Origin of the sequence: Mycobacterium sp. DL440 (assembly GCF_011745145.1) — a bacterium.
Taxonomy (GTDB): Bacteria; Actinomycetota; Actinomycetes; order Mycobacteriales; family Mycobacteriaceae; genus Mycobacterium.
This window is the reverse complement of record NZ_CP050191.1, coordinates 3,876,670-3,903,453: the sequence shown is the minus strand read 5'-3', so window position 1 is coordinate 3,903,453 and position 26,784 is coordinate 3,876,670. Positions and strand designations below refer to the sequence as shown.

Sequence of the window (26,784 nt, the reverse complement as noted above, 5' to 3'; positions counted from 1 at the left end):
TTCGCTTTCAGTCGATGACCGCGGTGGCCTTGTGCACTGTGATCGGCGCTGCCAGTTGCTGCTCATCGCAGACCCGTTGCAGTTTCTCCAGTGTCTCAGCCAGACCCGGTCCGGTCCGGCGACCGGGGGTGAATGTCGCGGGCAGATGTTGCATCCCCTGGATGACGCCGATGGTCTCGTAGTGGACGGCACCGTCGGGATCGCATCGGTAATCCGGCATCCGGTCGAGCACTCCGGTGAGCATCGACTTGAACACCGTGCGCGCCACATTCGAGCCGATGCAGCGATGCACGCCCAAGCCGAAGCTGAAGTGGCGGTTACCCGTTCGGTCCATCATGAGATCGTTCGGGCGCTCGAAGACACGTGGGTCGCGGTTGGCCATCGCCCAGGAAAGCCACAGCCGCTCGCCTTCTTTGAGTGGCACACCATCCACTTCGATGTCCTCGGAGATGGTGCGGCCGTCCCCGGGCGCCGGGGTGAAGAAGCGCAGGAACTCCTCGGTCGCCGGGTCAAGTAGGGAAGCGCGGTCCCGGCTCAACCGCTCACGCTCATCAGGGTGCTGGGAGAGCCACTCGAGCGAGTGCGCGGTCAGTGCCGTCGTGGTGTCGAAGCCGCCGCCGATCAGGAGCATCAGCATGCCCAGGATCTCCGAATCGGGTGCCGGCTCGCCATCGATACGCATCTGGACCATGGCGTCGATCAATCCGGGCCGCGGATCCTCGCGGATCACGGCAACGTGGCCCATCATGTGTACAGCCGACGCCACGGACAGGTCGAAGATGCGTTGGGCGTCGGGGGAGTCGGCTCGCGTGTACACCGAGGCGTGTGCCGGTTCGCAGTAGATCTCCCACTCGGACAGCGGGACACCCAGCAGGCCCAGCGTCAGCACTGCCGGAACGATGTTTGCCAGATCGTCGACGAAATCGATACTGCCGTCTTCGATCCTCTCGTCCAGGCACGCCCTGACGAGCTCGTCGACGACCGGCTTCCACCGCGCGACCGCGGCGGGCGAGAGGTACCCGTTGAGCGGTGTCCGGTAGGCGCGGTGTTCTGGATCATCCATCTCCAACATGCCCCCGCGGAACTGCGTGCTGACCTCTGCGCGCGGAATGTTGATGCCCCGGTAGCCGTTTCGCTCCCCGGCGATGTCGTTGTCGTTCGAGATGTGTGGGCAGCGGGCCAGTTCGAAGACCTCGCTGCTGCCGGCGGCTACCCAGTGCCCGCCGTAGGTGTCGGTCCAGGCCAGCGGGCAGGCGCCCAGCATTTCGGAGGTGATCGGCTCGAACTGGTCGCGATACTGCGGGGTGTGTCGATCGAAGTGGTAGCTGCGCCCGGTGTAGCGGGCTTTCGTCGTCGCGCCCTCGGTCATCTGCGCTCCCAACGTCGTTGTGGGTCTGCAGGTCTGAGGATATGAACTATGTGCGCTGGTGTGGGCGGTTCTGGTAGATCAGGGCGTCAGATTCAGGATTGCCTTGCCGTATTCGAGGTCGGCGGGTACCGAGACGTGGTCATGAAAGACGCGCCAGACGCCGTCGACACACTTCAGGCACGCCGTCCATCGCAGCCACATGTCGATGTTCCGACCACTGGCCAGGGTGCCGCGGACGTGGTTGAGGCTGTGAACGAACGCGATGTCGCCCTCGGTGGTGACCGTCAGCTCGTGCACGTCGTAACCGATCGGCCCGATGTATGCGGTGAAGACCTCGTGCCAGGCCCTTCGCTTGTTGTCGTCACCGGCGTACCGCAGTGGCGCCCCGAGGTCGAAGGACACGACGTCGGGCGCGTAGAGGTCGGTGAGCGTGTCGAGATCGCGCGCACGGATCGCGTCCACACCCTCGGCGATGCGCTGTCGAATGGCGGCTTCAGTCACGAAGGTCACGGTAGGCCAGGGTGATGGCGCACCGGCGCGGTTCGCCGCGACTCTGTTCGGCGGTTGGCGCGCCGGACCGGACTCGGCGGGTTACAGTTCCGTCAATCTCATCTAATTCTCAGGATTGGGGTCTGTGCGTGGACGTTGCGGTCCGCCCGTGGTTGGCGACCGGAGTGGCGACGGTCGGCGCGACCGCGGTGGCGATGTCGCCGATCACGCCGTCGTGGCAGGCACCCTCGGGGACGGCGCGAGGTCGATCGTCGACGTTCCCGACGCCCCGGTGCTCGATGTGCCGCACGTGGTCGACGTGATTGCCGACGCCCAACCGGCACTGGAAGCGCCCGCCAAACTGGCTGCCGAACCGGAGGATTCACCGGTTTCGAAGAAGAAGGTCGCCGGTCGCACCGCGGTCAAGGCCGCGAAGCCTGCCGGTGGGGAGTCAGAGGGCGGTGAGGACTGAGTCGGCATCCCGAGGATCAGTCGGCAGGATTGATTCCGAGGTCGTCGAGAAGAGCGCGAACCCGCCGCTCGATGTCGTCCCGAATCGGACGGACCGCTTCGACCCCGAGGCCGGCCGGATCGGCCAACTCCCAGTTCTCGTAGCGCTTGCCGGGGAAGTACGGGCAGGTGTCACCGCAGCCCATCGTCACGACGACGTCGGCCGCCTCGACGATCGCGTCGGTCCATCGCCGAGGCTGCTCGTGGGCGATGTCGATACCGACTTCGGCCATCGCCGCCACGGCCGCGGCGTTGATCTTGTCGGCAGGTTCCGAGCCTCCCGAGAACACGGATGCCCGGTCTCCTGCGAGGTTGGCCAAGAAGCCCATCGCCATCTGGGACCGGCCGGCGTTGTGCGTGCACAGGAACAACACGCTGGGGCGGTCACGCCCGGTCATCAGCTGATCCTCGCGGGTTGGTCGTCTCCTACGGCGGCGAACCGCCGTCGCAGTCCCAGGGACACATAGACCAGCGCCACAAGGACGGGCACTTCGATCAGCGGGCCGACCACACCTGCCAGAGCCTGGCCGGAGGTCGCGCCGTACGTCGCGATCGCCACCGCGATGGCCAGTTCGAAGTTGTTGCCCGCGGCTGTGAACGCGAGGGTGGTGGTGCGCTCGTAGCCCAGCCCCAGGACTGCTCCCAGGGCGTATCCACCACCCCACATGATCGCGAAGTACGCCAGCAGCGGCACCGCTATGCGTGCGACGTCCCAGGGTCGGCCCGCGATCTGTTCGCCCTGAAGGGCGAACAACACCACGATGGTGAACAGCAAGCCGTACAGGGCCCACGGGCCGATGCGCGGCAGGAACGTCGATTCGTACCAGTCCCTGCCCTTCGCGGATTCACCGATGCGGCGTGACAGGTAGCCGGCCAGCAGCGGGATGCCTAGGAAGATCAGCACGGATTTGGCGATCTGCCAGGGCGACGTGTCGATGCTGGTCTGCTCCAGGCCGAGCCAGCCGGGGAGCACCGACAGGTAGAACCAACCGAGCACCGCGAACATGAGGACCTGAAAGATCGAGTTGAGTGCGACCAGAACCGCGGCAGCCTCGCGATCGCCGCAGGCCAGGTCGTTCCAGATGATGACCATGGCGATGCAGCGGGCCAGCCCGACGATGATGAGACCCGTTCGGTACTCGGGCAGATCGGGCAGAAAGAGCCAGGCCAGCGCGAACATCAGGGCGGGACCCAGTACCCAGTTGAGGATCAGCGAGCTGATCAACAGCTTGCGATCACCGGTCACGCGGTCGAGCCGGTCGTAGCGAACCTTCGCCAGGACCGGGTACATCATGATCAGCAGGCCCAGTGCGATCGGCAGTGAGATGCCGTCGATCTGAACGTGATTCAGCGCGGTGTTGACTCCGGGAACGAGCCTTCCGAGCAGCAGACCGCCGGCCATCGCCACGGCGATCCACACCGGCAACAGCCGGTCCAGCGTGGAAAGCCGTGCGGGGACAACCTGGTTCACGAGGTGCAGCAGGCGCCGCCGGATTCGGTGCCATCGAGTGCGGGCGAGTTGGAGCCGAATGTTTCCGAGTCGGCGAGAACGGTGTAGATCTCCCACTTTTCGCCGGCCGGCCCGGTCACCCACACCTTGTCCTGTGTTGCGAAACAGCAGGTCGCGCCGATCTCCTCCTCGGTGAACAGGCCGGCGTTCGTAAGGCGGGCGATCTCGGAGTGCACCTGCTCGCTGGACTCGACTTCGACACCGAGATGGTTGAGCGTTCCGCCGTTCCCGGGGTTTTCGATCAGCACCAACTTCAGCGGAGGCGCGGCGATCGTGAAGTTGGCGTAGCCGGGCTTGACCTTCGCCGGCGTCGCGTTGAAGAGCTTCGAGTAGAACGTGATGGCTTCGTCGAGATCATCGACGTTCAAGGCGAGTTGTGCGCGGGACATGACAGCCTCCGAACCTTTGCGGCTTATGTCGAACTACTGGGCAGCATTGATGATGCCACCTCTTCGACATATGTCAACGTCCTCTGGCAGAATTGATCCATGCCCAAGGCGTTACCCGTGGTCGACACCTCTGAACCGGTCTGCTGCTCACCTGTGGCCGCGGGACCGATCGATGACGATGGCGCGTTGGAGATTGCCTTACGGCTGAAAGCGCTGGCCGACCCGGTCCGCGTCAAGCTCGTGTCGCTGCTGTTCAGCGCGGAGGCTGGAGAAGTCTGCGGGTGTGATCTCGCGGCTGCGGTCGGCCTGGCCGAATCAACGGTCAGCCATCATCTGTCGCAATTGCGGCGAGCCGGGATGGTCGAGTCCGAACGGCGCGGTATGAACGTCTACCACCGCCCGCGCCGTGACTCGCTGGTCGCGCTGTGTTCGGTCCTCGACCCCAACTGCTGTCGTTAGGACGCTGGGGCAGTCGGGGTCCTGGTACGGCTCTGCGTCAGACGCACTCGACGCAGAGTTGCTGCTCGCCCTTCTGCAGCGCCATCCGGTTGCGGTGCTGCACCAGGAAACAGCTGGAACAGGTGAACTCGTCAGCCTGCTTCGGGATGACCCGCACGCTCAGCTCCTCGCCGGAGAGGTCGGCGTCGGGCAGGTCGAACGAATCGACCACCTCGTCCTCGTCGATGACCGCGGTGTTGGCCGCGGTGCGCCGCTGCGTGGCCAGCTCCTCGAGCGACTCGTCGGTTGCCTCGTCCGTCTCCTTGACACGCGGGGCGTCGTAATCAGTAGCCATAAATGATCCCTCCTAAGTTCAAGACCAATGTTTTTGGCCAACGCCGCAGCGGGACTCCTTGTTCCCCGGGCGAACAGCCTGTAAACGTCGGGTGCACGTTAGCGGTTCAAACCCCCGCCGTCTGCATAGGGGGACGTGATGCTGCGTACAGTCGTCGGCGTGCATGACGATGTCAGAGGTTCAGACGCCGAGATCTTCGATGACGCTGAGGTTGATGAGTACCTCGATGACGACGAGGCGGAGCTGGAGGACCTGGACGCCAACGGCCAGGTGATCTCGATCCGTCGTGCCAATGGCGAGGAGCTCCTCACCATCGTCGCCCAGGATGACGAGTGGAATGTCGACCTGCAGCCCGGAGGCTCCGTGCAGAGCGCGTTCCTCGGTTCGCGACGCGACACCCCGGTGTGGATCAATGCTCTTGACGGCCAGATCGAGCGCGACGACGACGGCACCTACGTCATCCGCATCGACTGACCGTCGAAGGTCTTTGCGCTCGTAGTGAGCGCAACCGTGGTGCTGCCACACCCCATCGCAGATGGTGGCGGGGTGTCCTCTCTGCGTGTAGTGAAGCTCGGTGCCCACATCGGGGCCCGCATCGACGGAATCGACGTCAACGGCAACCTCGACAGCGCCACCGTGTCCGCGATCAACGATGCCCTCCTTGAGCACAAGGTCATCTTCTTCCGCGGCCAACACCACCTCGACGACGCCGGACAGTTGGCGTTCGCCCGGTTGCTCGGTACCCCGACCCGGGCGCATCCGACGGTCACCTCGCGCGGCGACCGGATCCTGCCCATCGACTCGCGCTATGACAAAGCGAACAGCTGGCACACCGATGTGACATTCGTCGACCGCATCCCGAAGGCCTCGTTGCTCCGGGCGGTCACCCTCCCGGAGTACGGCGGCACGACGACGTGGGCGTCGACCGAGGCGGCGTACGACCAGCTGCCCGAGCCGCTGCGTGCACTGGTCGAGAACCTGCGGGCGGTGCACACCAACCAGTACGACTACGCAGCCGGTGATCGGGTCGACCACGAGGGCCGGCCCGTTATCGCCGACGGCCACCGTCAGTACCGCGAAGAGTTCGAGTCCGAGTACTACGAGACCGAACATCCGGTGGTGCGGATCCATCCAGAGACCGGCAAGCGGGTGTTGCTGCTGGGGCACTTCATCAAACAGTTCGTCGGGCTCAGCCCCACCGAGTCCGCCACCCTGTTCCACCTGCTCCAGAACCGGGTCATCAAGCTGGAGAACACGATTCGATGGAACTGGGAGCTGGGAGACCTGGCGATCTGGGACAACCGGGCGACGCAGCACTACGCGGTGGCCGACTACGACGACCAGTTCCGCCGGCTGAGCCGGATCACGCTGGCCGGTGATATCCCGGTCGATGTCCACGGCCGGCGCAGCCGGGCGATTGCCGGCGACGCATCCCGATATTCCGAGGTCATCACGCCGGTCGCACTGGCCGGCTGACCGGCGCGGCCAGGCGGTCAGAGCCGCTCCATCTCCCGTGCCATGAGGCTGTTCTCGAGATAGCTGTATCGCGACGGGTAGTACGGGCGGTCGCGTCGGGCCCGCCAGCGCTCTGTCACCGATGACACCGCATGCGACATCATCGTGATGACGTTGTGGTGCGCGCGGGTCCCTGCTGCCGCGGCAGTACTGAACAGCACCTGCTGTTCGGTGATGAGTACCGGCGCGTGCGTGTGTCGGCGCGTCGTGATGTCTGTTGAGGCTTCGCGTCGGACTGCGGAAACCGGATGGAAAACGCTCATGTCGAAACTTCCTCTGAACCGAGCGCCGTACTGTCCAACGCTCTCATGCAGAAAACGTACGACTGACCGCAGTCATTCCTCATGCGTAGTGCACTACCTCAATAAGGTGCATCTGCGGCCGAACGTCCTTTTACAAGACCGGTTCTCACGGCGGCGAGATGGACAGGTCGGATAATTTGTAAAGCCCACCACGCGGGTTGCCATCGGCTGATGGCGTGCGGACGACCGTTCCTCGCGCAACTATCTTCCAGCACAGGACAATTCGATGACCGGTGTGCCTCTGTGGCGCACCCGCCCGCCTCATGGAGACCGGGAACGGCGCCGACATGAGCTGCGCGCGTCGTCCGGGTGGCAAGCAGTGCAGCGCTGCGGCTCCATCGAGTTGCCGAGCCGTGCCCCGGTAAATCCCGCCCTAATCCCAGTGACGGCGATAGCGTGAGGACTCGTCGTTTCATACCTGGATAGGAGACTGGCGATGAGAGCCGAATCCGCGTCGGGCGAGGGAATTGCCCGAGTCGTCCGGTCCCCGCAGCGGCTGCTGGCCGCCGTCGTGGCCGTGCTGGTCGGGCTGTTCGGGGCCGCGATGCTGGCGCCGGCCCGAGCAGCAGCCGATGGTGAGACGTACGTCGTCGCTACCGACATCACCTTCGCGCCGTTCGAATTCCAGGATGTCGACGGGAGATTCGTCGGTATCGACATCGATCTGATCAACGAGATCGCGGCCAACCAGAATTTCCACCTCACCATCAAGCCCCTGGGCTTCGACGCCGCACTGCAGGCCGTCCAGGCCAACCAGGCCGACGGCGTGATCGCGGGCATGTCGATCACCGATGAGCGCAAGAAGGTGTTCGACTTCTCCGACCCGTACTTCGAATCCGGCGTGCAGATGGCGGTGCTGGCCGGCAACGAGGACATCAAGTCCTACGCCGACCTCAAGGGCAAGCGGGTCGCCGTCAAGAACGGCACCCAGGGCGCCGAATTCGCCGCATCGATCAAGGACAAGTACGGCTTCCAGATCGTCTCGTTCGCGGATTCGGCCTCGATGTTCGAGGAAGTCAAGACCGGTAACTCCGTGGCCGTCTTCGAGGACTACCCCGTTCTGGCCTACGGCATCCAGCAGGGCAACGGGTTCAAGACCGTGACGCCCAAGGAAAAGGGTTCCAGCTACGGTTTTGCGGTCAACAAGGGCCGCAACGCCGAACTGTTGAGCAAGTTCAACGCTGGCCTCAAACAGCTCAAGGACTCAGGTCGGTACGACGAGATCGTCGAGAAGTACCTCGGCGAAGGCGCCACGGTGTCCGACAACTCCTTCGCCGGACTGCTCAAGAGCACCTTCCCGTTCCTGATGACCGGCCTGAAGATGACGCTGATCCTGACGGTGGTGTCGATCGCCATCGCGCTGGTGCTCGGGGTCATCTTCGGCCTCTTCCGGGTATCACGATCGATCGTGTTGCGGGCCATCGGCACGACGTTCGTCGACATCTTTCGCGGCACGCCGCTGCTGGTGCAGGCCTTCTTCATCTATTTCGGCATCCCGACGGCCCTGGGATTCCAGATGACCGCACTGACCGCGGGCATCATCACGCTCTCGCTCAACGCCGGGGCCTACATGACCGAGATCGTCCGAGGCGGAATCCAATCGGTGGACAAGGGCCAGATGGAGGCGGCTCGCAGCCTCGGTATCGGGTATCTGCCGACGATGCGCAAAGTCATCCTGCCGCAGGCGATCCGGACCATGATCCCGTCGTACATCAACCAGTTCGTCATCACCCTCAAGGACACCTCGATCCTGTCGGTGATCGGCATCGCCGAGCTGACTCAGACCGGCCGGTTGATCATCGCCCGTAACTACCAGTCGTTCACCATGTGGCTGATCATCGGCATCATCTACTTCGTCGTGATCATGGCGCTCACAAAGCTTTCTGATCGGCTCGAGAAAAGGATGGTGAAATGACCCAGCTGGTACCGGAAGCCGCGGCCGCCGAGCCCGAGGGCACCGTCAAGATCCGCATCGAAGGCCTGAAGAAGTCATTCGGCGATCTGGTGGTGCTCGACGGCATCGATACCACGATCAGCAAGGGTGAGGTGGTTTGCGTCATCGGACCGTCAGGATCGGGCAAATCCACCTTCCTGCGGTGCCTCAACAAGCTCGAGGACATCACCGCGGGCAAGGTCACGGTGGACGAGTTCGACCTCACCGACCGGAAGGTGAACCTGGACAAGGTTCGTCAGCACATCGGCATGGTGTTCCAGCATTTCAACCTGTTCCCGCACATGACCGTGATCGACAATGTGACGCTGGCGCCGCTACTGACCAAGAAGATGAACAAGGCCGCGGCCGAGAAACGGGCCATGGAGTTGCTTACCCAGGTGGGTCTGGCGGAGAAGGCCAAGGTCAAGCCGGCCACGTTGTCGGGTGGTCAGAAACAGCGCGTCGCGATCGCCCGAGCCCTGGCGATGAACCCGTCGATCATGTTGTTCGACGAGGCCACCAGCGCGCTGGATCCGGAGATGGTCGGCGACGTCCTGCAAGTGCTGCGCGACTTGGCGGAGGGCGGCATGACGATGGTAGTGGTGACCCACGAGATGGGTTTCGCCCGCGAGGTGGCCTCCCGGGTGGTCTTCATGGCCGACGGCAACATCGTCGAGGACGACACCCCGGCCGAGGTATTCGACAACCCGAAACATCCTCGGTTGCAGGAGTTTCTCTCGAAGGTCCTGTAGCTCAGCCCACGAACAGCCCGTCGACAAGAGCCCGGGCCACCAGGCCCGCATCGCGCCGGGCTGCAGCCGGGTCCTCGGCCGTCGCGATGAGCAGGGCCGCCTCATCCAGCGCCCCGATGAGCATCGACGCGAGGGTGTCGACCGGAAGGTCGGGCAGTTCACCTGCCTCGATGGCGGTCCGGATGCCGTCGTGCAGTGCGCCTAGGTAGTTACGGTTGTCGATCTCGCGCATCTGGGCGAATCCCAGTGCGGCCGGGGCCTGCAGCACGCTGACCCGTGCCACGGTCGGATCGAGACAGCCGTTGAGGAACTCCTCGATGCCGGCCTCGAGTTGGCCGCGGATCGTGTCGTGAGCCTGGGCCGCCGGGATTACCCGTTGGGCCAACTCGCCTTCGACGTTCTCGTAGACCGCCCGGAACACGGCCTCCTTGGTGGGGAAGTGGTAGTACAGCGCGTTTCGGGTCACGGCTGCGACGCGCGCGATGTCCCCGGTGGAGACGGCCGCGTAGCCCCGTTCGACGAACAGCGAGCGGGCTGCGGCGACCAGCGCCGAGCGGGTGGCTTCGCTGCGTTGTTCGCGGCCGTCGCGGGCATCTTCACTCACGCAGAAATTTTAACAAGCTGTATGTATTGATGTTCCGGCTTTCATGTGTTTGCATACAGACTGTATTAATTTATGTCGCGATGCTCGCAGCGAGAGGGCAGGCAGATGAACACATTCAGCTTCCGGCGGATCGTTCCGCTGCCCTGCGGCCCGGTCGGTGTGCGCGAGTACGGCGACGGCCGCCCCGTCGTCCTGCTGCACGGCCTGGTGGCCAACGGGCTGGTCTGGCGTCATGTAGTTGACGGCATCGGGGGCGGAATTCGTGGTATCGCACCCGATCTGGCGCTGGGATCACACACCCCGGCGGTGCCCGGCGCCGATCTCACCCTGCCCGGCCTGGCGCGGACCGTTGTCGACCTACTCGACGCTCTCGATATCGAGCAGGCGGTACTGGTCGGCAACGGCTACGGCGGCGACATCGCCCAGGTGGTCGCCGCGTGCCACCCGCAGCGGGTCGAGGCCCTGGTGCTCGTCGCGACCAACGCATTCGACTCGGATCCCTGGCCGGTCAAGGTGCTGTCCAAGCTTGCCTCGCTACCCGGAGCCGGACCGGTGCAGTCGAAGTTGATCGGGCTGAAACCCGTACAACGTCTCCGGATCACCTACGGCGGCGCCACCAAACGCCCCATCCCGGCCGACATCATGGCGGAGTATCTCCGGCCGCTGCGCAATGATCCTCTGGTGCGTAACGATTTCCGGCGCTTCCTGAGCGGGTTGTCGCCGGCGTACCTGGCGGAGTACTCACCCCGGCTGGCCGGCTACGACCGGCCGGCCCTGGTGGTCTGGCCGCGGGAGGAGCGGTACTTCCCCGCCGAAGGGGCCTCGCGTCTGGCGCAGACGCTGCCGCAGGCCACCCTGAAATTCATCGACGACTCCTACGCCTGGGTGCCCGAAGACAATCCGGCGCCGCTGGTGAGCCTGCTCGGCGAATTCCTCCGGCGTCTCGACCACCCGACTGAATCCGATCAGCCGGCCTCGACCACGTTGGATTGACCCGATTTGCTCACCTCGGGTTCCCCGCTGCGGTAGGTGACCCGGTTGTCGAATCCTGACACCCCGATGGTCTCGACGGATTCGACGGTGACGACGTTCTCGACACCGGAGACGGTCACGGCGATGCAGTGGCCGAGGATCTCCACCTCGTTCTCGATGCCGCTGACGATCACGGTGTTTTCCCGGCATTCGACGGTCCGGTGCTCGTTGATCCCCGAGATGATCACCGTCTCTCCAGCTGGAACCTCCGTCGGCGCAATGGATCCGGGCAGTGGCACTCCGCTGATCGTTGTCTGCCGGATGGTCGTCGGCTGGCTGTCGGTGACCGTGTCGGTGTCGGTCTTGCCTGCGTCGGTTTCGGAGAACATCACAGCGGCCGCGATACCGCCGGCAACCAGGATCATCGTCATCGCGCCGAACAGGATGAAGAACGGCGCGGCGCCCGACTTGCGGCGTGGTTGTGGCGGGGCGGGGTACGGCTCGTAACCCGGCCACGGTGCCGGGGGTCCCGGGGGCGGCGGCGGGAACGCATTGGTCCACGGCTGGGTCGGCGGCGGGCCGGAAGGTCCCGTGGTCTTACCGGTGCCGAGCTCGGACGCATGGGCGGCTTCGGCGAGCGGGCGCTCGAGCTCCCGGATGCGGGCCTCGGGGTCGTCCTTCGGATCCATGCGCAGATGCTCGCACATTCGGCCGCCGGTGCGGATGGGAAGTGTCGCTGTCATCGAATGCCCATGTTTGCTCACCGGGGTTCCGGCGAACGCGCTCGCGGACGGTACCGCAGGTAAAGTCTGGTTCGGCAAAAAGCTTGATGCATAACCTGTCTGGCCACCTCGGAGCATCCGGGTCGATGTCGGTTCCCGGGCGTAGGCTTGATCCTACAGATGGTTTGCTGCGCAAGGAAAAGGAAACTCAGTGCCTCAGACAGGACGATGGACCGGTGACCCGGTCTGGCTGGCCGACGTGCTCCGGGCAGAAGGTGTCGATCTCGTCGAGTATCCCGGTTGGCGCACGCGGGGGCACGGCGATTTCAAGGACATCCGGGGTGTGATGGTGCATCACACCGGGTCCGACACCGCCACGGCCGCATCGATCGCCGATGGACGCCCTGACCTTCCCGGCCCGTTGTCGCAGTTGCACATCGCGCGCGACGGCACGGTGACGGTCATCGCGCTCGGGGTGGCCTGGCATGCCGGTGCCGGCATGTATCCGTGGTTGCCGACGAACATGGGCAATTGGCACATGATCGGTATCGAGTGCGCCAACAGCGGTACCAGCCCGACGGCACCGCATCGTAAGAACTGGCCTGACGCACAGTATTTCGCGCTGGTGCGGTGTTGCGCCGCGATCAATCGCCGGTTGGCGCAGAGCTCCGAACGCACCATCGGGCACAAGGAATACGCGGGTCGCGCACAAGGTAAGTGGGATCCGGGCGCCATCGACATGGACCTTCTGCGGGTCGACATCCAGGAGCGGATCGGCGATATCGCGAAGCCGGCACCGACGCCCAGGCCGCCGGCTCCGGTGGGGAAGTACGCCGACGTCTTGCTGTACCGGCCGATGGAGGGCCCAGAGGTCGCCGCGTTGCAGCGTCGGCTCAAGTCCGCCTACGCGGCGTATGCACGGGATCTCGAGGTTGACGGTGTCTTCGGCCCGCAGACCGAGGCCGCGGTCAAGGAGTTCCAACGGCGCACCCGTGGATTGAAGGTCGACGGCATCGTCGGGCCGGCCACTGCTGCCGCGCTGCGGCTCTGACCCCCATCGGGCTAACTCGCGCACCCAGCGTTTCTGACGAAGGTGTTGCCTTAGGCTAACCAAACTTCTATGGTTAACCGAATATTTCTCCTTCAAATTAAGGAACCGCTGATGAAGCGCCTGATCTGCCTGGTAGCCAGTGCTGTTGTCGTGGCTGTTTCGATATCGGCGGCACCCCCCGCTGCCGCCGAGGACTTCGCCATCACGGCTCCCGTCCCCACACTCGAGGAACTCAACGCCCAGATCCAGCTACTCGTGGCGAGCCAGGCGCCGGATCACGTCAAGGCTGCTCAGCTGGAAGGCGGACCGCGTGCGGTGATCGTGCCGAAGATGGTCTACCGGATCGGCATATTCCGCGCGCCGAAAGGCTCGGCCGTGGTGACCGGACCCGAGACCCACGACGGCACCAGTCACACCGCGGTGATCAACGGCAGTCGCGTCGGTCAGCCGACGCTGCAGATTCCCGCCGAATGGCGCTATGTCGACGGGCAGTGGAAGCTGGCGAGCAAGTCGATGTGCAATGGCATCTCGACCCTGGGCCTGCCCATTCCGTGCAACTTCCAGTGATCCGGCGATGATCGAGGTCCGCGGGCTGACCAAGGCGTTCGGGAGCACGCCGGCACTGGCCGGTGTCAGCGCTTCCTTTCCCGCGGGCACGGTCACCGGACTGCTCGGCCTCAACGGTGCGGGCAAGACCACCCTGCTACGCGTCATCGCGGGCCTGGAGCGGCCCGACAGCGGCACAGTTACATTGTGCGGCAAGCCAATTGACGGCAACACCGAACCGATGCGGGTGCTCGGTGTGCACTTCGACCCGATGGCCATGGACCCGCGGCATACTGTGCAGCGCCACCTGTCCTGGCTGGCTGCGCTGGGCGACATCGCCCAGGGGCGCATCGACGACGTGCTGGCGCAGGTGGGGCTGACCGAACTCCGGCACCGACGCATCGCGCAACTGTCGATGGGGGCGCGGCAGCGGTTGGCCATCGCCAGCGCCCTTTTGGCCGAACCACGGGCACTGATCTTCGACGAACCGGTCAACGGCCTGGACGTCCCGGGCATTGTCTGGCTGCGGGAGTTGTTGCGGCAGTTGGCTGCCGAAGGGCACACCGTCGTGGTCGCTAGCCATCTGCTCGGCGAGGTGGCGTTGACCGCCGACCGGCTGTTGGTGATGGAACAAGGCCGGGTTACCGTCGCGGGCAGCCTTGACGAGATCGTGCCGGACGGTGCCGATACGCGTGAGCATCTGGAGACCCTGCTACTCGGGATGGCCGACGCGTGACCGGCACGGTGCTGCGCAGCATGCGGGCCGAGATGGTCCGTACCAGTGGCCGTGGTCCGTTGTGGAGTGTCCTGGTCCCGGCCGCGGTGATCCTGCCCGCCGCGATCACCTTCCTGATCGCCTATGTGGCAGAACGATTCGCCCGAATCCCAGGCCAGACCTATGTCCAGCAGGTGTCGACCACGAACGCCGCGTACTGGGTCATCACCGTGACCGTCGTACTGGCCGCGGTGGCGTCAGCCCACGGCCAAGCCCACGAATTCCGATACGGTGCACACCAATATGTGAAGTTCGCGGTGCCACGTGCGTCGGCGTCCCTGGCCGGCAAATGGTTGTTCTACGGCCTTCTGGGGGCAGTGGTGGCAGCAGCCATGGTGGTGCTGGTGCTCGTCGCCTTGCCCCAGGTGTCGGGGTCGGTCTACGGGCAGGTGTCGCTGACCGATCCGAACGGCCTGCGCCTGCTGTGGACGGTGCCCGTGTATGCGTTCTTCGCGGCCGGTTTCGGGCTCGGAGTGGGTGCGGTGATCAGGACGCCGGCCGCAGCTGTCGGTGTGATCCTGTTGTGGGTCTACGTCATCGAAACTGCCGTCGGCTACCTGCCGGGAGGTTACTCACTCCAACGGTTCATGCCGTTTCTCAACGGCGTCTACGCCACCGGGCAGGACATTGTCCTGAACCCGCCGTGGGGCCCGAACCTCGCCCTGGCGTACACGTGCGCCTTGTTTTCCGTTGTCCCGCTGTGCAGTACGTGGTGCACAGCTCACCGAGAAGGAATGACGAGATGACCAGCAAGAACGAACTGCCGTTGGCGCAGCGGTCCGACGCCGATCTGCCCGGGCACTGGCTGCTGGCCCGGCTCGGCAAGCGGGTGCTCCGGCCGGGCGGACTCGAGCTGACCACCCGCCTGCTCGCCGAGGCGCGGATCACCGACGCCGACGTCGTCGAACTCGGGCCTGGGCTGGGCCGGACGGCCACCGACATCGCCGCGCGCCGGCCCCGCTCGTACGTCGGCGTCGACGACAGCTCGACGACCTCGACCCCGCTGCAGAAAGTGGTGGCCGACACCGGCGGTCGGCTGGTCGCTGCCGACGCCGCCGCCACCGGCCTCGACGCCGGCTCGGCCGACGTCGTCGTCGGCGAGGCCATGCTGACCATGCAGGGCGAGAAGGCCAAGCAGGCCATCGTCGACGAGGCCTTCCGGGTACTGCGGCCCGGTGGGCGCTACGCCATCCACGAACTGGGGCTGATGCCCGACGATCTGGCCGACGAGATCAAGGACGACATCCGCCGCGAGATGGCCCGCGCCATCAAGGTCAACGCCCGGCCACTGACCGTGGCCGAATGGACCGAGCTGCTGACCGGCGCGGGATTCGAGGTGGTCAGCGTCAATCGTGCCCCGATGGCACTGCTGCAACCGCGCCGGGTCATCGCCGACGAGGGCGTGCTCGGAGCACTGCGGATCGTCGGCAACGTGCTGACACATCCGGCTGCACGTAAGCGAGTCCTACACATGCGCAAGACGTTCAACCGCTACTCCGAGCACCTGACCGCGGTGGCGATCGTCGCCGCGGTGCCTGCCGCAGAATCGAAATGACACCAGCCGCCGTGCCAGATGGGCGGCCCGCCGCCGTGCCAGATGGGCGGCCCGCCGCCGTGCATGATGTGTGCATGCCCCGGCACGGTGAACGCGTCGAATCGGATCGGGCGGTCGGCCAACAGCGGCGGCGGGTTCTGGACCTGCTGCGTGCCGCCGACAGCCCGGTGGATGCCCGGCAGATCTCCGAGACGCTGCAGATCCACGTCACCACCGCACGGTTTCACCTGAGCACGCTCGAAGACCAGGGGGTCATCCGCCGTGGCGGGGCGACGGCCGGTGCGGGGCGAGTCGGCCGGCCGCGATTGACCTACGAGATCGCCCCGCGACTCGACTACGCGGACATCGTCGCGTTGTTCGCCGCGCACCTGGGAGGCACGCCCGAGGAACGGGAAGCGCGGGCACTGCGGATCGGTGCCGACCTGGCGCACCGGGTGCGGGTGGCGCGCCGGCGCAGTGAGGCGTCGATCGCCGACCTGGTGGTGGCCACCCTCGGTGAACTCGGATTCCAGATCCGTTCGGTGTTCAACTCGTTCGGCGAAGTATCCGTCGAGATCTGCACGTGCCCGCTGGCCGAAGTCGCAGTTGATTCCCCCGAGGTGGTCCGCGGTATCCAGCAGGGCATGATCCAGGAAGTGATCGACCTGAACGCTGAGGTCATCGGCGGTCGATACACGGCTTCGGTGCGGCCCGACGCCCGCCACGGATCGTGCGAGGTGAGCCTCGTGCTGCGGCCGGTGACGGGGTAGTTGCTGCGGGCAGCGAACTACCGAATCCGCATGGCTCAGCTGTCACAGCAGTAACACATATCGGTCGCCACCGCCGGCGGCCTTGAGTTGACGCTGCAGAAAGTTTGCTGGCGTGTCGTGGTGTGATCTACCGCTCACTTTTGCCGGGGATGGTAAGAATTGCCATTGACGGCCCTGCTGCTCGTGAAATGTGCCACGCCTTACGGATCCTGCGAAGTCCCTGGTAACCGGCATTTAATCAAAAGCGACCAAAAGGTAACGAGTCGATAACGAAGAATTTCCTAAGCGCATTCTGAGAGAGAATTGGTGAGTGTCCCGCATTCGCTGTGAACTCGTCCGGGACCTGTCGGTTTCGTCGCTAGACTCAATGCAACCGCGCCACTCCCGGCGCAGATCGAACTGGAATCTAGAGCCGGTGAAAGCCTTGCCGGCGGAGGTGCCGATAACGATGGCAAACAACTTCCTGCGCGCGCTGGTCGAGGCGCTGCGCACTGGCCGCGATGACCGCGCCATCGACGATACGTCTGCCCGCGGCATCGTCTTCGACGGTGCGCTGGACGACATCGACGTGGCCGGCCTGGCCGAGGTTGGACGCGGGCCGATCGGCGACATCGCCATCGATCCCGACCGCGAAACCGTCGTCGTCACCAACACCGCCGCGCAGAGCCTGACCGTGATCAACCCCCAATCCATGGGCGTGGTGGGTTCGGTCCGCCTCCCCGGCGACCCCTTCGCCGTCGTGGTCGCAGATGACCGCGCCTACATCAGCGTCGCCAACGCCGGACACGACTCGATCGTGGCAGTCGACACCATCACCGGCGCGGTGCTCAACGAATACCCGCTGGCCTTCAGCGTCACCGCCCTGGTCATCAGCCCGGACGGCAAGCGCGTCTTCGCCGGCCGCACGGGCCACGAGCGGATCGACATCGCCGTCATCGACACCACCGCCGAGCGCGTCGGAACCATCGACATCGCCACCGGTGCGGGCGTCAACCTGGATGCCCTGCAGATCGACTCGACCGGCAAGCGCCTGTACGTCGCCACCTCAGACTTCCGCGGCAGCCGGCTGGTCGTCGTCAACACCGAAACCGCGCAGGCACAGGCCACGGTGTGGATCGGCGCCCCGATCCGCGACATCGCAGTCGGCGCCGGTGTTGCCTACGTGTTGACCTCTGACCGTGAGCACCGTGGTGTGGTGCACACCGTGGACCTGTCCGCCGGCACTGTGGTGGACGCCGTCGCGGTCGGCGGGGCACCCACCCAGCTGGTGCTGAGCCCTGACGCCACCCGCGCGTACCTGGTCGACTACGACCGCGTCATCGTCTGGTGCACTCTGACCAGCGAGATTCAGGGCAGCATCGACGTGCACGCACAGCCCGCGGCGGTTGCCGTGCGCGACAACGGCACTCGGCTCTACATCGCCGACTACGCCGGCCACGTGAACGTCTTCGACGTCGCCGAGTCGCTGTACTCGCAGCTGGTCTCGGCGGACGCGATCGAGATGCACGAGCTGCCCGCCCTGGCGCCGGTCGGCGTCTGATTCAGCACCACCGATAGCGGGTGCGCGGCCGCCCGGCCTTGCCGTACTCCGTATTGCGGGTAACGGTGCCTTCATCGGCCAGACGCTCGAGATAGCGCCACGCCGTCACCCGTGACACTCCGATCCGCTTGGCCGCCTCGTCGGCGGTCAGGCCGGCGGGTTCGTCGCGCACAGCTACGGCAATCCCCTCGGTGGTCTGCGGTGCCGCACCTTTTGGAGCGGTGGATCTCTTTGTGGCAACCCGTAATTCGGCCAATGCCCGGTCAACCTCAGCCTGGCTGGCGGCGTCGGTTCCCGACGGCAGTGCTGAGCGATAGCGGCGGTAGCGTTCCAGCCGATCGCGAAATGCCGCGAAGGTGAACGGTTTGAGCAGGTACGCCAGCGCGCCGTGGGCCACGGCGGCGCGCACCATCTCCAGGTCGCGCTCGGAGGTGATCGCGATGATGTCGGGCGCCGGACGCAGCCCGGAAAGCCCGGACGCCAACGAGATTCCGCTGGCATCAGGCAATCCGATGTCCAGCAGTACCAGGTCCACCGGATGTTCGGACGCGGCAGCGGTCGCTGCCGCCCGCATCGCGTCACGTGCGGTGTGTGCCACCGCTGCGACCGAAAACCCTTCCAGGCGACCGAGATAGGTCTGGTGGGCCTCGGCGATCAACGGATCGTCCTCGACGATGAGGACGTTGATCATCTGTTACCTCTGCTCTTCGCGCAAGCGCTCATCGCCGCGTCACCGTTGCTGTGACGACCGAGCCGTATGTCACATCCGCGGTCAACGTGCCGGAATGCCGTTTGACCACCTGCGCCACCAGGGCCAGCCCCAACCCGTGACCGGAGGTTTCGGTGGATTTCGTGGAATAGCCACGCTGCATTGCCTTTTCGAATGTGTCCGGGTCCATCCCGGGCCCGCTGTCGGCAACCCGGATCAACAGCTCGCGCTCGTCCTGGCTCACTGTGACCTCGATCCACGGATCCTCATGGTCACACGCATCCATCGCATTGTCGATCAGATTACCCAGCACCGTCACCATCTCCTGTCCGGAGAGTACGGCGTCGGCGGATAACTGGGTGTCCTCGGTGACCGTCAGCGCGATACCGCGCTCGTCCGCCTGAGCTGTCTTGCCGAGGAGCAGGGCCACCAGGGCCGGTTCGCCGACGGCCTGCGACAGCCGGTCCACCAGGAGTTGCGACAACTCCAACTCGCTGGTGGCGAATCGGACCGCGTCCTCGGGCCGGCCCATCTCCACCATGGTGACCACGGTGTGCAATTTGTTCGCCGACTCGTGCGCCTGTGCCCGCAACGAGTCGGTCAGGACCTGCAGCGAGCTGAGTTCGCCCAGGGCGCCCTGCAGTTCCGTGCGATCACGAATCGTGACGACCTCCGAACCGGAGTTGGCGACGCGGGCCCGGTTCACCACCAGCACCCGGTCTGTGGTGACGTGCAACTCGTCGCGCGCCCCGGGCGCGGCGCTGCGCAGAAACTCCGGCAGGTCCTGCGTCCGCACCGGACCGGGCCCAAGACTCAGCAGCCGGCGGGCCTCGTCATTGGCCAGCGCCACACCGTCGCGATCGAGCACGATGAGCCCCTCGGATACCGAATGCAGGATCGCGTCGTGGTGGTCGTACATGACTCGCAGCTCGTCGGGCCGCAGCCCCCGCGTCTGGCGTAGCAACCTGCGGCGGATCGCCCACACCCCGACCAGCGAAACCGCCAGTGCGGCAGCGGTTACCGCGGCGATCACCGGAATCTGCGCACGCCAGCGCTGCCCCAGAGTCTGCTGGGTGATCCCCGCCGACACCAGGCCCACGATGCGCCCGTCGCGACCACGCACCGGCGCGATCGCGCGCACCGACGGACCCAGCGTCCCGGTGTAGACCTCGCTGAACGTCTCGCCGCGCAATGCGGGCTCGACCGTGCCCAGGTAATGCCCGCCGATCTGGCTGGGATCGGTGTGGGTGAACCGGATGCCGTCCGGCGCCATGATGGTGATGAACGCGATGCCGGTGTTGGTGCGCACCTCCTCGGTCACCGGCTGCAAAACCTGTGTCGCCGTGCCGGTTTCGATGGACGTGGCTGTCGACGGGGAATCGGCCAGGGCTGTGGCGATGCCGATCACCTGCTGGCGGGCCGCATCCTCACCGTCGCGGCGGGCATCGAGAAGGGCCAGTGCCGTGCCGGCCAGTACCACCACCGCGACCACCAGGACCTGCAGCGCGATGGCCTGCCCTGCCAGTGAGCGCGGCCAGATCCGCCCCGTCAGACCCCGCCACCAGCGCGCCATGGACACCTCCGATTGTGAAGGCAATGATCTTCCAAACTAGTGGCCCGGATATCCGCTGGTGACGGGTTCGCCTGACCAACACCTCAAGCCTTCGCGATCGTCATTCGGGGGTGCTGTCAACGGGCTGTGAGTCGTAGAATCTGACCGTAGGCAGGGTCGAGGGTAGATCCACGGGAGACCAGCGATGAGCTGCACGATTCATCGCTTGACAACCATCATCATCTGAAACGCGAACGCGTCTGAACACAATGAACTAAATCGTGACCTGGCTCACCCATATGGTCGAAGGTGCTTGTTACAGCGCATTCGAACTTGGAGGTGGCACCGATGACCGTGTCCATAGAGCCGCAACCAGAGCCGTCGCCCCCGCGGCGTCGCGACCGCACGCACTGGCTCTACATTGCGGTCATCGCGGCCGTCGTCATCGGTGTGATCGTCGGGCTCGTCGCACCCGAGGTGGGCAAGAGCGTCGGTGTTCTCGGGACCATGTTCGTCAACCTGATCAAGATGATGATCGGCCCCATCATCTTCTGCACGATCGTGTTGGGGATCGGCTCGGTACGCAAGGCCGCCACCGTCGGGAAGGTCGGTGGCCTGGCCTTCGGCTACTTCCTGGCCATGTCGACGGTCGCGCTGACCATCGGTCTGGTGGTCGGCAACCTGATTCACCCGGGCAGCGGCATGCACCTGTCCGAGAGCTCGGCAGGCAAGGGCGCCGAGCTCGCGGAGAAGGCGCACGAGTCCGGCGGTCTCATGGACTTCGTCCAGGGCATCATCCCGGAGACGCTGTTTTCGTCGCTGACGGCCGGAAGCGTGCTTCAGGCCCTGTTCGTGGCGCTGCTCGTCGGCTTCGCGCTGCAGGGCATGGGCAGCTCAGGTGAGCCGATCCTGCGTGGAGTCGAACACCTGCAGAAGCTCGTGTTCAAGGTGCTGATCATGATTCTGTGGCTGGCGCCCATCGGTGCGTTCGGCGCGATCGCCAACGTCGTCGGGCAGACCGGCTGGACCGCCGTCACCCAGCTGCTCACGCTGATGCTGGGCTTCTATGTGACCTGCGTGCTGTTCGTGTTCGGCGTACTCGGCGTGCTGCTGCGCGCGGTGTCGGGAGTGTCCATCTTCAAGCTGGTGCGGTACCTGGCCCGCGAGTACCTGCTGATCTTCTCGACGTCTTCGTCGGAGTCGGCGCTGCCGCGCCTCATCGCCAAGATGGAGCACCTGGGCGTCGACCGCAGCACCGTCGGTGTCGTTGTGCCGACCGGATATTCGTTCAACCTCGACGGCACCGCGATCTACCTGACCATGGCGGCGCTGTTCATCGCCGATGCGCTCAGCGCCCCGATGTCCGTCGGGCAGCAGATCGGCCTCCTGGTGTTCATGATCGTCGCGTCGAAGGGAGCGGCCGGTGTGACGGGCGCCGGCTTGGCCACGTTGGCCGGCGGACTGCAGGCCCATCGCCCCGATCTGCTCGACGGGGTCGGCCTGATCGTCGGGATCGACCGGTTCATGTCCGAGGCCCGCGCGGTGACCAATTTCTCCGGCAACGCGGTGGCGACCCTGCTGGTTGGTTCATGGACGCACACCGTGGACAAGGCCAAGGTCGATGCGGTGCTGCGCGGAGACGACCCGTTCGACGAGCTCACCATGGTCGACGACCACTCCTCGGCCGACGCGCAACCGGCCCGCGTGTAGCCGCCCGACGACAAGGCCCGGCCGGGAAATCCGGCCGGGCCTGTCGCGTTGAACCGGTGCCGAGCCTGGTCCGTAACAAGGGGCAGGGCATCACCGAAAAGGTGTATGCGAGAAGAAAGAAGACACGACCATGCGAGCATCAATCATCATGCTCGCCGCGTCGGGGGCGGCAGTAGGCACGATTCTGGCGCCGGCAGTGCCGGCATATGCCGATTCCGCGGTTGAGACGATCGGTCTGCTGGAAGCCGAGGGCTTCTACGTCAACATTGACCGGGTGGGCAGCGCCCCACTCGATCAGTGCACCGTCGCGAGCATCCGCAACCCACAGACCCAGACCAGGCTCATCCGGGTGGAACGGTTCGGCAAGAACGGCGCGAAGGATTTCGATCTGGTACCCGTGGTGGTGCGCCGAACCATCACGGTGTCACTGGACTGTTCGCGCTGACCGCCGATTCCGTGAAAGAGGTTGTCACGCAAGGTATACACATCCCTTCAGGTTCCTGCTCTGCCAGGAGTGATCATTGGTCGTCGGGGTTGAGCGTGAGGAATATGACTCCGGCGGCCAGCCCGCCGATGACCTGCGCGATCAGATACACCCAGAGCGTGGGCCAGGCGAAGATGCCCATCGCGGCGGCGCCGAGCGTTACTGCTGGATTGAATGCACCACCCGAGATGGCGCCCACCGCGATCGCGCCTGCCGCGACCGTGAACCCGATAGCCAGCTCGGAGTTGCTTCGTGGGTAGTGACCATGACTTCACCATCGCCCCGACGGGTCGCCGGTGTCGTCAACGCCGGCGCCCAACCTCATTCCCGGTCAGTGGTACTCCACCTGTACTTGCCAGCTGCAACCGGCTGAATCGGGCAAGTGGCGGTGCAGGTTGTGGTGGGGAGAGCGTTGCCGCAATGATTCGGCGTACCGGCACTGCAGCTCGGCTGGACCATCACGACAAGGTGCCCGGAAGGGACGCGCAATACATCAGCGATCTCGGCCTTGATCGGTCTGATAACAGAGTCGCCCCGCTTGCGGGCCTTGTCGCCCCCGCTGTCACCCGTCTTCAATTCCCATCAGCAGGAAGTGGCCGATACCCGCCAGCGGTGACGACAGACCGGGCCCGAAGTGCCACTCTGGAGGTCACGGTTAGTCGGACCGATCGGCACCTGGAATGCCAGCGACCGATTCGAGTAGGACGTTCGGCCGGCGGGTAGACGGTCACGAGGAGGAGGCGTCAAGATGATTCCTGCAATCGAACTCAACGACGGCACCCACATCCCGCAGCTGGGCTTCGGTGTGTTCAAGATTGAGCCGGACCAAACTGCTGCGGCGGTGAAGGTGGCGCTACAGATCGGCTACCGCCACATCGACACCGCGCAGATGTACGGCAATGAGCGGGAAGTCGGCCAGGGCATCCGTGACGCCGGCCTGGATCGCGGCGAAGTATTCCTGACCAGCAAGCTGAACAACGGTTTCCACCGACCTGACGATGCCCGGCGTGCGTTCGACAGGACCCTGAACGCGCTCGGATCCGATTATGTCGATCTGTTTCTCATCCACTGGCCGCTACCGATGCTGTATGACGGCGACTTCGTCTCGACCTGGCAGGTGCTCGAAGAGTTCGCCAAGGATGGCCGGGCGCGCAGTGTTGGAGTATCGAATTTCCAGCCGGCCCACCTGGACCTCCTCGCGAAGGAATCCGACACGGTGCCTTCGGTCAATCAGGTTGAAGTGCATCCCTACTTCGGCAACGAAGAGGTCCGCGCGTACGGACGAGAGCATGGCATCGCGACCGAGGCGTGGTCGCCGCTCGCCAAGGGCACGGTGCTTGGGGATCCCGTGGTCGAGCGCATTGCCGATATGGTGGGCCGCTCGCCCGCGCAGGTCGTGCTGCGCTGGCACATTCAGCGCGGCGACATCGTATTCCCCAAATCAGTGTCGCCGGATCGGATGCGGTCAAACTTCGGGTTGTTCGACTTCCAAATGGACGACTCCGATATGGCGGCGATCTCAGCCCTCGACCGTGGCGAACCCGGTAGAACCGGACCAAACCCCGACACTTTCGACTACATACCCGCGTCATGAGTGGTGGCAGGGACGGATTCCATCCGGACTTGACGACGACGAGCGCCGATCACGTGCACGCCGCGCAGCGTAGGAGAGTGCACCATGTCAAGGCCTCGGATCTCAGCTCGGCCACTGCCCAGACGGAGGGTATGCAGCGATTCGCCGCAATCACCGGTCGGTCAGTTGGCTCGGAGCGGATCTGGATGGGTCAGACCTCTGTTTCGCCCGAGACGGTGTCGGACAACCACCATCACGGCGAATCCGAGACGGCGATTTTCGTGCGGAGTGGGAACCCCGAGTTCGTATTCCACGACGGTGTACGGGAGGTACACATCGTCACCGCGCCCGGCGACTACGTCTTCGTCCCGCCCTACGTCCCGCATCGGGAGGAGAATCCGGATCCAAGCATTCCTGCGGTCATCGTGATCGCCCGCAGCACCCAAGAGGCAGTCGTGGTCAATCTTCCGGAGCTGTACGCACTTTCAGACGTCACCGAGTAGCGGTCGCAGTGAAGTGCGCCAACGCGCCGGAGCGCTGAAGGTGATCGACGCTCAGTCCCACGTAGGCCACGGCGAGAGCCGGAACGGCATTAGCTGACGCCGACTATCCGGCTGTCCGGTGACGGGCCGGACACCGGCTTGAGTACACCGATCCCGGTGATCAGCGGGAGATCCAGCGCCGACAGCAGGCCGGGCGCGGCGGCGAACACCGCCGGGATCGCGTTCACCATCCGAGATGCGCCGGCAACGCGAGCTCCCAGATCGTGGTCGTGGTTCTCGGCCAGTTCCAGTTCACAGCGGATGCTCGGGGACCCCTCGATCTCGACCCGATAGGCGCCACGGCCGGAGGCGCCGCCATAGCCGAGGTCCTTGGGTGTGATGGCGATGCTGGGCTGCGGCCACTCCGGAGCGATGTCGTCTCGCATCCGGGTGACATGGTCGACGACGAATGTCGGTTTGCCGTCTACGAATCCGGTGAGCGTCGAGCGCATCGCCGCGATCGTCCCGGCCGGTATATGACCGGTCGGGGTGTCGAATGCCTCGTCGGTGGGAATGCGCTCATTGTCCTCGGCGAGGTTGTCGATCTGGACGCCGAGTCCGGCGGCCAATTGGTGCAGTACGGGTCCCCAGCCGTACGTGAAGACGCCGGGCATCGCGGCGATGGCCGAGAATTCCGGGGGTTTGCCGAATCCCAGGATTTCGTAGACGGCCCCATTGTCCGGGTACGTCGCGTAGTTGAACATCTCGGTGACGCGAATCGTGTCGATGTTCCGGGATATTCCCGACAATGCCAGCGGCAGAATGTCGTTGGCGAAGCCGGTGTCGATGCCGGTGGTGAAGAATGAACTCGCGCCAGCCAATGCGGCGTCCCGTAGCGGACCGGTGAAGGCCATGTCGACGGCGTCGGGATAGACGAGCGGCACCACCGAGCAGGATACGACGTTCTTGCCCGCCCGCAGAATCTGCACCATGTCGTCGAGCGCCTCGAGGACACGAAGGTTGCCGGCGGCCGCGTAGACCACCACGTCGGCTTCACCTGCGAGCAGATGGTCCGGATCCTGGCTGGCGAGCACGCCCACTGGATCGATTCCACACAGTTCGCCGGCGTCGCGGCCGGCCTTGGCATCGCTGTGCACGACGAGGTCGACCAGCTCCAACTCAGGATGGTCGATCACCGCGCGCAGTGCGATGACGCCCATGGACCCCGGTCCCCAGACACCCACTTTGACGGTCATTTATCTCCTATTATTAGGATGCTCATATCGATTATTTGGACGCATAGTAGGGAGGTGATCGTGGGCAAGTCAACGCCGAAGTCACCACCGACTCGCCGTGCGATGGACGTGATCGGGGCACTGGCGGATTCGACCGAGGGCTACACCTCGGCCGAACTGGCCAGGCAGTGTGGCATCACCACGTCGACGTGTGCGCTGGTGCTGGCCGAGCTGGAGCAGGGCGGCTGGGTGGCCCGCTACGACGACCGCCGATACGGGCTGGGCAGCGGATTGTTCGGCCTGGTGCACGGCTTGCGCAGGCAGTTCCCGCTGCTCGACCGCGGCCGTGAAGCGCTCGTGGGCCTGCACGAGCGGCTCGGCGCAGGCTGCTCGATGTCCAAGATCGGCGACCGGCATCTGACCACCGTCGACACCGTCGGGCATGCCACTGACGGTGAGCATGCGGTTGGTCATCGCTTCCCGATCGATCCGCCATTCGGTCTGGTGGCGATGGCGTGGCGCGACGATGTTGCCGTCGCGCGCTGGCTGCAACGCGTCACGCCGCGGCTGACCCAGACAGACATCGAAGAACATCGCCTGGTGCTCGGCGACATCCGGCAGCGGGGTTACGGAGCCTGGCGATTCAACGACGCCTCGTTGTCGCTGCACGATCGCCTCGCAGGTCTTCTCGCCTCGCTGGAACCCGCCGCAGCAGTGACGCGCCAACTGAGCAAGCTGATGACCATGGTCACTCTGCAGTCGGTGACCCGCACGCTGGAAACAGACCTGGCGACAACAGAATTCGTGGTCCTGCCGATCTTCGGTAGCACCGGCCAGCCGGAATATCAGATCGAGATCCACCTCGCCCGAACAGACGGTCTCACCCACGATGAGCTCGACGCTGCCCTGCGGTCCGCCCAAGATCGTCTAGCGCCGGGGGTGGTGTAGATCTGGCGGGTCCGC

30 protein-coding genes and 1 pseudogene are annotated in these 26,784 nt (G+C 65.0%); 19 read left to right on the top strand and 12 right to left on the bottom strand.

Features of this window, described 5'->3' with window-relative positions; all coding sequences use genetic code 11:
* Window positions 1-7: 7 nt before the first annotated feature.
* Window positions 8-1,369, bottom strand: a complete 1,362-nt coding sequence (locus HBE63_RS19005) for a cytochrome P450 (RefSeq protein ID WP_166906129.1) — start codon at window positions 1,367-1,369, stop codon at window positions 8-10.
* 78 nt (window positions 1,370-1,447) lie between these two features.
* Window positions 1,448-1,870: a nuclear transport factor 2 family protein gene (locus tag HBE63_RS19000; RefSeq protein WP_166906128.1), complete on the bottom strand. Its 423-nt coding sequence runs from the start codon at window positions 1,868-1,870 to the stop codon at window positions 1,448-1,450.
* 157 nt (window positions 1,871-2,027) lie between these two features.
* Here HBE63_RS19000 and HBE63_RS18995 point away from each other — a divergent pair, with 157 nt between their 5' ends.
* Window positions 2,028-2,330, top strand: coding sequence for a hypothetical protein (locus HBE63_RS18995; RefSeq protein WP_166906127.1), 303 nt, complete (start codon window positions 2,028-2,030; stop codon window positions 2,328-2,330).
* A 16-nt stretch (window positions 2,331-2,346) separates the two neighbouring features.
* On the opposite strand, the pseudogene arsB reads toward HBE63_RS18995, so the two are convergent.
* Window positions 2,347-3,863 (bottom strand): annotated as a pseudogene (gene arsB / locus HBE63_RS18985) (ACR3 family arsenite efflux transporter).
* On the bottom strand, window positions 3,836-4,267 hold the full coding sequence (locus HBE63_RS18980; RefSeq protein WP_166906125.1) for an ArsI/CadI family heavy metal resistance metalloenzyme: 432 nt from the start codon (window positions 4,265-4,267) through the stop codon (window positions 3,836-3,838). Before HBE63_RS18980 ends, arsB begins: the two are co-directional and overlap by 28 nt.
* A gap of 99 nt (window positions 4,268-4,366) precedes the next feature.
* Between HBE63_RS18980 and HBE63_RS18975 the strand changes: the two genes are divergently transcribed.
* The gene (locus HBE63_RS18975) at window positions 4,367-4,726 is read left to right on the top strand and encodes an Rv2640c family ArsR-like transcriptional regulator (protein ID WP_166906124.1); all 360 of its coding nucleotides are present in this window, start codon (window positions 4,367-4,369) and stop codon (window positions 4,724-4,726) included.
* A 37-nt stretch (window positions 4,727-4,763) separates the two neighbouring features.
* Here HBE63_RS18975 and HBE63_RS18970 read toward each other — a convergent pair whose 3' ends face one another.
* Window positions 4,764-5,060 (bottom strand): DUF4193 domain-containing protein, encoded by a 297-nt coding sequence (locus tag HBE63_RS18970; protein WP_166906123.1) that lies wholly within the window; start codon window positions 5,058-5,060, stop codon window positions 4,764-4,766.
* Window positions 5,061-5,198: 138 nt separating this feature from the next.
* Between HBE63_RS18970 and HBE63_RS18965 the strand changes: the two genes are divergently transcribed.
* Together HBE63_RS18965 and HBE63_RS18960 are read left to right on the top strand one after the other, a co-directional pair.
* Window positions 5,199-5,534, top strand: coding sequence for a hypothetical protein (locus HBE63_RS18965; RefSeq protein ID WP_166906122.1), 336 nt, complete (start codon window positions 5,199-5,201; stop codon window positions 5,532-5,534).
* A 72-nt stretch (window positions 5,535-5,606) separates the two neighbouring features.
* Window positions 5,607-6,536, top strand: a complete 930-nt coding sequence (locus tag HBE63_RS18960; protein WP_166909963.1) for a TauD/TfdA family dioxygenase — start codon at window positions 5,607-5,609, stop codon at window positions 6,534-6,536.
* A gap of 17 nt (window positions 6,537-6,553) precedes the next feature.
* Here HBE63_RS18960 and HBE63_RS18955 read toward each other — a convergent pair whose 3' ends face one another.
* A complete protein-coding gene (locus HBE63_RS18955; protein ID WP_166906121.1) occupies window positions 6,554-6,838 on the bottom strand; it encodes a hypothetical protein in 285 nt (94 codons plus the stop codon).
* A gap of 475 nt (window positions 6,839-7,313) precedes the next feature.
* Between HBE63_RS18955 and HBE63_RS18950 the strand changes: the two genes are divergently transcribed.
* Both HBE63_RS18950 and HBE63_RS18945 read left to right on the top strand, forming a co-directional pair.
* Window positions 7,314-8,792, top strand: coding sequence for an amino acid ABC transporter substrate-binding protein/permease (locus HBE63_RS18950; protein ID WP_208301162.1), 1,479 nt, complete (start codon window positions 7,314-7,316; stop codon window positions 8,790-8,792).
* Window positions 8,789-9,562, top strand: coding sequence for an amino acid ABC transporter ATP-binding protein (locus HBE63_RS18945; RefSeq protein WP_166906120.1), 774 nt, complete (start codon window positions 8,789-8,791; stop codon window positions 9,560-9,562). The genes HBE63_RS18950 and HBE63_RS18945 overlap by 4 nt, the downstream gene beginning before the upstream one ends.
* Window position 9,563: 1 nt before the next feature.
* Here the strand turns inward: HBE63_RS18945 and HBE63_RS18940 are convergent, their stop codons facing one another.
* Window positions 9,564-10,166, bottom strand: coding sequence for a TetR/AcrR family transcriptional regulator (locus HBE63_RS18940; RefSeq protein WP_166906119.1), 603 nt, complete (start codon window positions 10,164-10,166; stop codon window positions 9,564-9,566).
* A gap of 105 nt (window positions 10,167-10,271) precedes the next feature.
* On the opposite strand from HBE63_RS18940, the gene HBE63_RS18935 reads away from it, so the two are divergent.
* On the top strand, window positions 10,272-11,159 hold the full coding sequence (locus HBE63_RS18935; protein ID WP_166906118.1) for an alpha/beta fold hydrolase: 888 nt from the start codon (window positions 10,272-10,274) through the stop codon (window positions 11,157-11,159).
* On the opposite strand, the gene HBE63_RS18930 is transcribed toward HBE63_RS18935, so the two are convergent.
* Window positions 11,132-11,881 (bottom strand): DUF3060 domain-containing protein, encoded by a 750-nt coding sequence (locus tag HBE63_RS18930; protein ID WP_243858152.1) that lies wholly within the window; start codon window positions 11,879-11,881, stop codon window positions 11,132-11,134. The genes HBE63_RS18935 and HBE63_RS18930 overlap by 28 nt on opposite strands.
* 190 nt (window positions 11,882-12,071) lie before the next feature.
* On the opposite strand from HBE63_RS18930, the gene HBE63_RS18925 reads away from it, so the two are divergent.
* The 7 genes from HBE63_RS18925 to HBE63_RS18895 all read left to right on the top strand — a co-directional run bounded on the left by HBE63_RS18925 (window position 12,072) and on the right by HBE63_RS18895 (window position 18,076).
* Window positions 12,072-12,911: a peptidoglycan-binding domain-containing protein gene (locus HBE63_RS18925; RefSeq protein WP_166906117.1), complete on the top strand. Its 840-nt coding sequence runs from the start codon at window positions 12,072-12,074 to the stop codon at window positions 12,909-12,911.
* Between the two features lie 111 nt (window positions 12,912-13,022).
* Window positions 13,023-13,478, top strand: a complete 456-nt coding sequence (locus tag HBE63_RS18920) for a hypothetical protein (RefSeq protein WP_166906116.1) — start codon at window positions 13,023-13,025, stop codon at window positions 13,476-13,478.
* 7 nt (window positions 13,479-13,485) lie between these two features.
* Window positions 13,486-14,193: an ABC transporter ATP-binding protein gene (locus HBE63_RS18915; protein ID WP_166906115.1), complete on the top strand. Its 708-nt coding sequence runs from the start codon at window positions 13,486-13,488 to the stop codon at window positions 14,191-14,193.
* Entirely contained in the window at window positions 14,190-14,978 is a 789-nt protein-coding gene (locus HBE63_RS18910; protein WP_166906114.1) for an ABC transporter permease, read from the top strand. The genes HBE63_RS18915 and HBE63_RS18910 overlap by 4 nt, the downstream gene beginning before the upstream one ends.
* Complete coding sequence (locus HBE63_RS18905) at window positions 14,975-15,787, top strand: class I SAM-dependent methyltransferase (RefSeq protein WP_166906113.1); 813 nt, start codon at window positions 14,975-14,977, stop codon at window positions 15,785-15,787. The genes HBE63_RS18910 and HBE63_RS18905 overlap by 4 nt, the downstream gene beginning before the upstream one ends.
* Window positions 15,788-15,861: 74 nt before the next feature.
* Window positions 15,862-16,536 carry a helix-turn-helix domain-containing protein gene (locus HBE63_RS18900; RefSeq protein WP_166906112.1) on the top strand — a complete coding sequence of 225 codons (675 nt, stop codon included), beginning with the start codon at window positions 15,862-15,864 and terminating at the stop codon, window positions 16,534-16,536.
* A gap of 448 nt (window positions 16,537-16,984) precedes the next feature.
* Window positions 16,985-18,076 carry a YncE family protein gene (locus tag HBE63_RS18895; RefSeq protein WP_208301161.1) on the top strand — a complete coding sequence of 364 codons (1,092 nt, stop codon included), beginning with the start codon at window positions 16,985-16,987 and terminating at the stop codon, window positions 18,074-18,076.
* Window position 18,077: 1 nt separating this feature from the next.
* On the opposite strand, the gene HBE63_RS18890 is transcribed toward HBE63_RS18895, so the two are convergent.
* On the bottom strand, window positions 18,078-18,767 hold the full coding sequence (locus HBE63_RS18890) for a response regulator (RefSeq protein WP_166906110.1): 690 nt from the start codon (window positions 18,765-18,767) through the stop codon (window positions 18,078-18,080).
* A gap of 28 nt (window positions 18,768-18,795) precedes the next feature.
* Window positions 18,796-20,358: an ATP-binding protein gene (locus HBE63_RS18885; protein ID WP_166906109.1), complete on the bottom strand. Its 1,563-nt coding sequence runs from the start codon at window positions 20,356-20,358 to the stop codon at window positions 18,796-18,798.
* A 327-nt stretch (window positions 20,359-20,685) separates the two neighbouring features.
* Here HBE63_RS18885 and HBE63_RS18880 point away from each other — a divergent pair, with 327 nt between their 5' ends.
* Together HBE63_RS18880 and HBE63_RS18875 are read left to right on the top strand one after the other, a co-directional pair.
* Window positions 20,686-22,047: a cation:dicarboxylate symporter family transporter gene (locus tag HBE63_RS18880; protein WP_166906108.1), complete on the top strand. Its 1,362-nt coding sequence runs from the start codon at window positions 20,686-20,688 to the stop codon at window positions 22,045-22,047.
* Window positions 22,048-22,177: 130 nt separating this feature from the next.
* Entirely contained in the window at window positions 22,178-22,492 is a 315-nt protein-coding gene (locus HBE63_RS18875; protein ID WP_166906107.1) for a hypothetical protein, read from the top strand.
* Between the two features lie 73 nt (window positions 22,493-22,565).
* Here HBE63_RS18875 and HBE63_RS18870 read toward each other — a convergent pair whose 3' ends face one another.
* Window positions 22,566-22,730, bottom strand: a complete 165-nt coding sequence (locus HBE63_RS18870; RefSeq protein ID WP_371814782.1) for an aquaporin — start codon at window positions 22,728-22,730, stop codon at window positions 22,566-22,568.
* 549 nt (window positions 22,731-23,279) lie between these two features.
* On the opposite strand from HBE63_RS18870, the gene HBE63_RS18865 reads away from it, so the two are divergent.
* A complete protein-coding gene (locus tag HBE63_RS18865) occupies window positions 23,280-24,125 on the top strand; it encodes an aldo/keto reductase (RefSeq protein WP_166906106.1) in 846 nt (281 codons plus the stop codon).
* Entirely contained in the window at window positions 24,122-24,607 is a 486-nt protein-coding gene (locus HBE63_RS18860) for a cupin domain-containing protein (protein ID WP_166906105.1), read from the top strand. The genes HBE63_RS18865 and HBE63_RS18860 overlap by 4 nt, the downstream gene beginning before the upstream one ends.
* An 89-nt stretch (window positions 24,608-24,696) precedes the next feature.
* On the opposite strand, the gene HBE63_RS18855 is transcribed toward HBE63_RS18860, so the two are convergent.
* Window positions 24,697-25,842, bottom strand: a complete 1,146-nt coding sequence (locus HBE63_RS18855) for a dihydrodipicolinate reductase (RefSeq protein ID WP_166906104.1) — start codon at window positions 25,840-25,842, stop codon at window positions 24,697-24,699.
* 102 nt (window positions 25,843-25,944) lie between these two features.
* Here HBE63_RS18855 and HBE63_RS18850 point away from each other — a divergent pair, with 102 nt between their 5' ends.
* Entirely contained in the window at window positions 25,945-26,769 is an 825-nt protein-coding gene (locus HBE63_RS18850; protein WP_166909957.1) for a helix-turn-helix domain-containing protein, read from the top strand.
* Window positions 26,770-26,784 lie beyond the last annotated feature (15 nt).

Coding starts and splice junctions, on each gene's coding strand:
- HBE63_RS18920 (WP_166906116.1), top strand. CDS start 13,023: ATGAAGCGCCTGATCTGCCTGGTAGCCAGTGCTGTTGTCGTGGCTGTT.
- HBE63_RS18895 (WP_208301161.1), top strand. CDS start 16,985: ATGGCAAACAACTTCCTGCGCGCGCTGGTCGAGGCGCTGCGCACTGGC.
- HBE63_RS18855 (WP_166906104.1), bottom strand. CDS start 25,842: ATGACCGTCAAAGTGGGTGTCTGGGGACCGGGGTCCATGGGCGTCATC.
- HBE63_RS18885 (WP_166906109.1), bottom strand. CDS start 20,358: ATGGCGCGCTGGTGGCGGGGTCTGACGGGGCGGATCTGGCCGCGCTCA.
- HBE63_RS18905 (WP_166906113.1), top strand. CDS start 14,975: ATGACCAGCAAGAACGAACTGCCGTTGGCGCAGCGGTCCGACGCCGAT.
- HBE63_RS18875 (WP_166906107.1), top strand. CDS start 22,178: ATGCGAGCATCAATCATCATGCTCGCCGCGTCGGGGGCGGCAGTAGGC.
- HBE63_RS18975 (WP_166906124.1), top strand. CDS start 4,367: ATGCCCAAGGCGTTACCCGTGGTCGACACCTCTGAACCGGTCTGCTGC.
- HBE63_RS18935 (WP_166906118.1), top strand. CDS start 10,272: ATGAACACATTCAGCTTCCGGCGGATCGTTCCGCTGCCCTGCGGCCCG.
- HBE63_RS18915 (WP_166906115.1), top strand. CDS start 13,486: ATGATCGAGGTCCGCGGGCTGACCAAGGCGTTCGGGAGCACGCCGGCA.
- HBE63_RS18950 (WP_208301162.1), top strand. CDS start 7,314: ATGAGAGCCGAATCCGCGTCGGGCGAGGGAATTGCCCGAGTCGTCCGG.
- HBE63_RS18865 (WP_166906106.1), top strand. CDS start 23,280: ATGATTCCTGCAATCGAACTCAACGACGGCACCCACATCCCGCAGCTG.
- HBE63_RS18945 (WP_166906120.1), top strand. CDS start 8,789: ATGACCCAGCTGGTACCGGAAGCCGCGGCCGCCGAGCCCGAGGGCACC.
- HBE63_RS18980 (WP_166906125.1), bottom strand. CDS start 4,267: ATGTCCCGCGCACAACTCGCCTTGAACGTCGATGATCTCGACGAAGCC.
- HBE63_RS18965 (WP_166906122.1), top strand. CDS start 5,199: ATGCTGCGTACAGTCGTCGGCGTGCATGACGATGTCAGAGGTTCAGAC.
- HBE63_RS18890 (WP_166906110.1), bottom strand. CDS start 18,767: ATGATCAACGTCCTCATCGTCGAGGACGATCCGTTGATCGCCGAGGCC.
- HBE63_RS18930 (WP_243858152.1), bottom strand. CDS start 11,881: ATGACAGCGACACTTCCCATCCGCACCGGCGGCCGAATGTGCGAGCAT.
- HBE63_RS18970 (WP_166906123.1), bottom strand. CDS start 5,060: ATGGCTACTGATTACGACGCCCCGCGTGTCAAGGAGACGGACGAGGCA.
- HBE63_RS19005 (WP_166906129.1), bottom strand. CDS start 1,369: ATGACCGAGGGCGCGACGACGAAAGCCCGCTACACCGGGCGCAGCTAC.
- HBE63_RS18850 (WP_166909957.1), top strand. CDS start 25,945: ATGGACGTGATCGGGGCACTGGCGGATTCGACCGAGGGCTACACCTCG.
- HBE63_RS18955 (WP_166906121.1), bottom strand. CDS start 6,838: ATGAGCGTTTTCCATCCGGTTTCCGCAGTCCGACGCGAAGCCTCAACA.
- HBE63_RS18860 (WP_166906105.1), top strand. CDS start 24,122: ATGAGTGGTGGCAGGGACGGATTCCATCCGGACTTGACGACGACGAGC.
- HBE63_RS18900 (WP_166906112.1), top strand. CDS start 15,862: ATGCCCCGGCACGGTGAACGCGTCGAATCGGATCGGGCGGTCGGCCAA.
- HBE63_RS18880 (WP_166906108.1), top strand. CDS start 20,686: ATGACCGTGTCCATAGAGCCGCAACCAGAGCCGTCGCCCCCGCGGCGT.